Source organism: Streptomyces solincola (genome assembly GCF_002982015.1).
Taxonomy (GTDB): domain Bacteria; phylum Actinomycetota; class Actinomycetes; order Streptomycetales; family Streptomycetaceae; genus Streptomyces; species Streptomyces solincola.
The window spans coordinates 1-3,969 of record NZ_PVLV01000647.1; the positions used below are offsets into that span (position 1 = coordinate 1).

Annotated in this window: 3 protein-coding genes; 1 reads left to right on the forward strand and 2 read right to left on the reverse strand. The window is 77.5% G+C overall.

All coding sequences use genetic code 11. From position 1 onward, the window contains the following. Positions 1–36 precede the first annotated feature (36 nt). Complete coding sequence (locus tag C6N75_RS28725; protein ID WP_105871775.1) at positions 37–957, forward strand: sirohydrochlorin chelatase; 921 nt, start codon at positions 37–39, stop codon at positions 955–957. 79 nt (positions 958–1,036) lie between these two features. Here the strand turns inward: C6N75_RS28725 and C6N75_RS28730 are convergent, their stop codons facing one another. Then, complete coding sequence (locus C6N75_RS28730) at positions 1,037–2,098, reverse strand: lactonase family protein (protein WP_258177670.1); 1,062 nt, start codon at positions 2,096–2,098, stop codon at positions 1,037–1,039. 143 nt (positions 2,099–2,241) lie between these two features. Then, positions 2,242–3,747: an FUSC family protein gene (locus tag C6N75_RS28735; RefSeq protein ID WP_105871776.1), complete on the reverse strand. Its 1,506-nt coding sequence runs from the start codon at positions 3,745–3,747 to the stop codon at positions 2,242–2,244. Positions 3,748–3,969: the final 222 nt, after the last annotated feature.

The window sequence follows — 3,969 nt, forward strand, 5'->3', positions numbered from 1 at the left end:
CCCCGCGCGCGGGGTGAACCAGTAGCATGCGGCGCCATGAGCACCCCCACAGGGCCCGACAACGGCCTGCCCGTACGAATGCCGCGCCCCCGCCAGCCCGGGCGGCACCGCCGGCCCGAGCCTGCCGTGGCGCCGGAGGGGGCGCCCGCGCTGGTGCTCGCCGTACCCGGCTCCCCCTCACCCGCCGTACGGTCGGTGGCGGAGGAGATCGTGAGCATCGCCCGCTCCGAGCTGCCCGGCCTGGAGGCGGCGGTCGGCTTCCTGAACGGCGACGACGTCGAGTTCCCGTCGCTGTCCTCGGTGCTGGCGCAGGCCGCCGCGCTGCGCGGCGAGCGGTACGAGTTCGCGCTGGCCGCCGGCCGCGAGGCGGCCGAGCCGACCGGCCCCGCCGCCGTCGTGGTGCCGCTGCTGGCCGGCCCCGACAGCGAGCTGACCGGCCTGATCCGGGACGCCGTGGCCGCCGCCGGCGCACCGGCCGAGCTGACCGACGTGCTGGGCCCGCATCCGCTGCTGGCCGAGGCGGTGCACGTGCGGCTGTCCGAGGCCGGGCTGGCCCGCGCCGACCGGGCGCGGCTGTTCACCGTCGCCACCGCCGCGGACGGCATCGTGCTGGCGACCACCGGCGGCGATGAGGCCGTGCAGGCGGCCGGGATCACCGGCATGCTGCTGGCCGCCCGGCTCGCGGTCCCGGTGATGGCCGCCGCGCTGGACCAGGAGGGCTCGGTGGCGGCGGTCGCCGAGCAGCTTCGCGGCTCGGGCTCGCAGTCCCTCGCCCTCGCCCCCTACCTGATCGGCCCGGAGCTGGCGGAGGGGCTGCTGGAGCAGGCCGCCGAGGCGGCGGGCTGCGCGGTGGCCGAGCCGCTGGGCGCCTACCCGGCGGTGGGCAAGCTGGTGCTGTCGCAGTACACGACGGCGCTGGGCATCGCCCCGCAGCCGCAGGGCGCGGCGGTGCGCTGAAGCCGCCCGCGCCGAAGGGCCCGCACCGGCGTCGTCGAGCCGGTACGGGCCCTTCGGGCTGTCACGGGAGGCCGAGCGGTCAGGCGAAGACCACGCAGGTGGCGGCCGGGGCCTCGACGGAGCCGGCCCGGGTCGGGACGCCCGTCTCGGGGTCGACGTCGAACCAGGTCACGTCGCCGGAGCGCTCGTTGGCCGCGTACAGCCACCGCCCGGAGGGGTGCAGCACCAGGTCGCGGGGCCAGACGCCGCCGCAGGGGACGGTGGTGAGCAGCTCGGGCTTCTCCCCCGACTCGTCCAGGGCGAGGACGGCGATGGAGTCGTCGCCGCGTACCGCGACCCAGGCGAACCGCCCGTCGGGGGCGACGGCGATCTCGGACGGGTAGCCAGCCGCGCGGCCGTCCTCCGGGAGCAGCGGGGTCTCGGCGGTGGGGACGAGGACGCCCTGCTCGTCGTCCCAGCGGCAGACGGTGAGCGTGGGCCGCAGCTCGCCGACGACGTAGAGGTGGCCGCCGGCCGGATGGAAGGCCAGGTGGCGGGGGCCGGTGCCGGGGCGTACCGCGGTCTCGGCGTGCGGGGTGAACCGCCCGGTCGCCGGGTCGAGCACGGAGATCCGCACCGAGTCGGTGCCGAGGTCGACGCTGAGCACCCAGCGGCCGGTGGGGTCGGGCAGCACCTGGTGGGCGTGCGGTCCGTCCTGGCGCTCCTCGTCGGGTCCGCCGCCCTGGTGCTGGACGACGTGTATGGCGGGCCCGGGCCGGCCGTCGGCTCCCAGCGGCAGGGCGCTGACGCTGCCGGAGCCGTAGTTCGCGGTGAGCACGTGGCCGTGGGCGAGCGCGAGATGGGTGGGCGAGTCGCCGCGCACCGGGGCGGGCTCGGCGACCGGCCTGGGCGCGGGGCCGTCGAGCGCGAAGGCGGCGACCGCGCCGCGTTCGGTCTCGGAGACGGCGTACAGCAGCCTGCCGCCGGGGGCGAGCGCCAGATACGAGGGGTCGGGCACCTCGGCGCAGGCGCCGGTGGGGGTCAGCGCGCCGGTGTGCGGGTCCACGGTGGCGGCGAGTACGCCGCGGCCGCCGGCCGAGGTGAACGATCCGATGTACGCGCGTCCGCCCTCGCGCCGTGACTGGTCTGGTCGATCCACCACCGTGCTGCCCCTTCCGGACGGCTGCCGGCGGCCGGGGTCGGCGCCGCGCGCCCCGACGCTAGCAGGTCTAGACCAGGCAGGGGGCGGCGGCGGGGCGGGCGGTCCCCCCGATCGGCCGTGCGGCCGCGCCTCGCCGTGCCGGTTCAGGCGCCGATCAGCGGGGCGCGGGTGGGGCTGCGCAGCGGGGCGGCCAGCTCCACCAGCGCCTTCTCCAGCTGGTGGAGGTGGGCGAGCGGGGCGGGCAGGTGCTCGGCGGCCTCGGCCGCGGCCGCGGCATCCGGTTCACGGGCCGCCTCCGGCGTGGTGAGCGCCTCGACGGCGGCCTCGACCCGCCAGCAGGCCGCGGCGAGCCGGGCGTCGTGCGAGGCCTCCGGGTCGGCGGCGACGGAGGCCAGGCCGCGCACCTCGCGGGCGCAGTCGTCGAGCAGAGCGAGCACGTGGCGGGCTCGGGCGCGGCGGGCGCGCAGCGGGCTGAGCGGGTGGACCAGCGGCGCGAGCGACAGCCGGACCCGGCCGAGCAGGGCTTCCAGGTGGGCGACGTGCGGGGCCGGGTCGGCCTGCGGGTCGCCGGAGAGCCGGGCGGCGGCCTCGGCGGTGCACTGGTGCACGCAGCGCAGGGCGCGGGCGATCCAGGCGTCGGTGGTGGCGTGGGTGGTGACCGGCAGCACCAGCAGCACCGCGAGGACCGCGCCGAGCGCGCCGACGCCGGTCTCCAGCATCCGCAGCGCGAGCAGGGCCGGGTCGAGCACGCCCAGCAGCCCGTACAGCCCGCCGGCCAGCAGGGTCACCGAGAGCATCATCCAGGTGTAGGAGACGGCGGCGGTGTAGAAGATGCCGAACACGCACACCGCGGTGAGCACGGCGGTCGGGGCGGGCGCGCCCTTGAGCGGGACGACGACGACCAGGCCGACGGCGATGCCGATCAGGGTGCCCAGCACCCGGCGGAAGCCGCGGACCAGGGTCTCGCCGCGGGAGGCGGTGTTGACGAAGATCCACCAGGTCGCGCCGACCGCCCAGTACCAGCGCTCCCCGGACAGCGCCTGCCCGACCACCAGGGCGACGGCGCAGCCCAGCGTGGCCTGGACGGCCTGCCGGGTGGTGGTGCGGGCGAGCCCGCGCCCCTCCGCGTACGCCGGCGGGGCGGGCAGCGCGACCCGGCGCTCGTAGCACCAGGCGCCGAACCGGACCGCCGAGCAGGTCAGCAGGGACAGCGTGACCGCCGCGTACAGCTCGGGCAGTCTGCCGGGGGCGGTGTGCAGGAACTGCGTGACGAAGAAGGTCATGAAGGCGAACACGCCCAGCGCGTGGCCGCGCGGCCCCCAGCGGCGGGCGTAGACGCCGGTGCCGACGATGGCGAGGAACGCCAGGTCGCGGGCCAGCGGGTGGTCGTGCAGCACGGCGGCGAGCGCCAGCACCGGGAAGCCGACGACCGGCAGCAGCGCGGTGGTGGTCAACTGGCCGCGGACAGTGGCGTCGGTGACGGTGAACAGGGCGAGGAGGGCGGCGAGGCCACCGGTGACGGCGGCGCTCAGGGAGTGGCCGGCCAGGCCGGTCACGGCCACCGCCGCGCCGATGCCGAGGACGGCCCGGGAGGCGGCGCGCAGCCGCAGCTTTCCCGGGTCCGGCGCCGCGAACATCCTCTTCAGCACGCTCTCCCCGCCCCTTCCGCACCCGCCCGGTGCGCCACATGAAAAAGGCGCCGCGGAGTTCCGCAGCGCCATCGACTCCCCCATGAGACCACTGAGGGCACCGGTGGCTCAACCGGCGGCCGGAAGGCTGGACCATCGGCCCAGCGGGACGCCGTCCGGGTGGGCCGGGCGAGTGCCATTGGCCCGGGCGGGCGATCCGGAAGGACCGGGACGGGTGGGGCG

Coding starts and splice junctions, on each gene's coding strand:
- C6N75_RS28725 (WP_105871775.1), top strand. CDS start 37: ATGAGCACCCCCACAGGGCCCGACAACGGCCTGCCCGTACGAATGCCG.